The organism is Gordonia sp. IITR100, from assembly GCF_002009645.1.
In the GTDB taxonomy this organism is placed as follows: Bacteria; Actinomycetota; Actinomycetes; order Mycobacteriales; family Mycobacteriaceae; genus Gordonia; species Gordonia hongkongensis.
Genome location: NZ_MVKV01000042.1, coordinates 1 through 1794 on the forward strand (window position 1 = coordinate 1; position 1794 = coordinate 1794).

General features: G+C 64.0%; 1 protein-coding gene. It reads left to right on the forward strand.

Going from position 1 to position 1794, the window contains the following annotated elements; all coding sequences use genetic code 11:
* Positions 1-79: 79 nt before the first annotated feature.
* Complete coding sequence (locus B1818_RS23780; RefSeq protein WP_078114167.1) at positions 80-1684, forward strand: IS1182 family transposase; 1605 nt, start codon at positions 80-82, stop codon at positions 1682-1684.
* Positions 1685-1794 lie beyond the last annotated feature (110 nt).

A 1794-nucleotide genomic window follows, 5' to 3' on the forward strand; every position in this document is an offset into this window, starting at 1 on the left:
TAGGAGACTGCTGAAATAGTCGGCGTCGTTTCGGTGTGGGGTGAGCGGGTTTGCCTGGTGGGCTGGGATCCTGGTGAGTATGCAGGGTGAGCCGGATCGTCAGGGTGAGTTTCTGGATGTGAACTCGGTCGTCGGGCATTTGCTGGCCGAGGGCAGTGTGTTCGCGTTTTTGGCTGCTCATCGCGAGCAGTTGTTCCCTGCGGAGATGTTCGCGGACCTGTTTCCCAGCGGCCGGGGCCGTCCGTCGATCCCGCCGGCCACGATGGCGTCGGTGATCGTGCTGCAAACGCTGCAGGGTTTGTCCGATCGCGAAGCCGCTGATGCGGTCACTTTTGATCTGCGGTGGAAAGCGGCGTGTGGATTCGTGTTGGGTAACAAAGGTTTTCATCCGTCGACTCTGACGTACTGGCGTCGGCGACTGGCAGCCAGCGACCGGCCGTACCGCATTTTCGAGGTGGTACGCGAGGTCATCACCACCACCGGGGTGCTCGCGGGTAAGAGCCGTCGAGCGCTGGATTCGACGATCTTCGATGACGCGGTGGCCCGCCAGGACGCCGTCACCCAGGTGATCGCGGCGATCCGGCGGGTCGCCCGAGAGGTCGACGGTGGTGCGGTGGTGGTCGAGCAGCGTGCGACTCGTCTGGCCGCGTTGACCGGCGGCGGCTATGACCGGCCCGGCAAGCCGCGGATCGCCTGGGATGATGAGTGTGCTCAACAGGACCTGATCAGCGCCCTTGTCGAAGATGGGTTGGCCGTGCTCGACGGTCTGGACCTCGAGGCCATCGAGAAGGAGCCAAGTAACGAGGCCCAGGCGCAGGCGGTGGCATTGCTGGCATTGGTGACCGGCCAGGATGTGGAACCGGCACCAGGTTCTGATGGCACCGACGGACGCTGGCGCATCGCGCCCCGGACCGCCCCGGACCGGGTGATCTCTACCGTCGATACCGACACCCGGCACGCCCACAAAACCCGGGCACGCCAGCAGGACGGGTTCAAGGGCCACATCGTCAATGAACCGGAGACCGGGTTAGTCACCGCGATCGAGATGACCAAAGCCGCTGGTCCGGACACTTCCGACGGAGCAGTCGGGGCACGGTTGTTGCTGAGCGATCCGACCGTCGCCGACGACGCCGACGATCGTGAGGTGCTGGGTGATTCAGCGTATGCCTCCGGTGACATGCTGGCCACGCTGGCGCGGACACGATGGAACGCGGTGATCAAACCCAAGCCACACATGCCGGCGGTTGCTGGTGGTTTCGTCATCGACGATTTCACCTTCGACGCCGACGCGAACACATTGACCTGCCCCAACAACCTGACCCGGCCGGTCAGCGCGAAAGGCCACGTCACCTACGGTGCGGCCTGCCAAGACTGCCCACTTCGGGCACGGTGCACCACCGCGGTTCGTGGACGCAAAATTAGTTTCGGCGAACACCACCAACTCCAGCGCGAACACCGACAACACTTCTCTGACAAGACTATTGCCGACACCTACCGCCAGCATCGACCCATGGTCGAACGGACGATTGCCTGGCTCACCCGCGGTAACCGGCGGGTGCCCTACCGTGGAATCGAACGCAACAACAACTGGCTGCACCACCGCGCCGCCGCGATCAACCTACGCCGCCTGATCACCCTCGGACTGACTATCACCAACGGCACCTGGACACTGGCCACCGCCTGAACCGCGGCACCGCCGCCCCACCTAGATCGATCACCACGACCACACCCCGGAACCGACACATCCCCGCAGCAGGAACCTCAACCCAGGCTGGACCCTAATTCAGCAGGCTC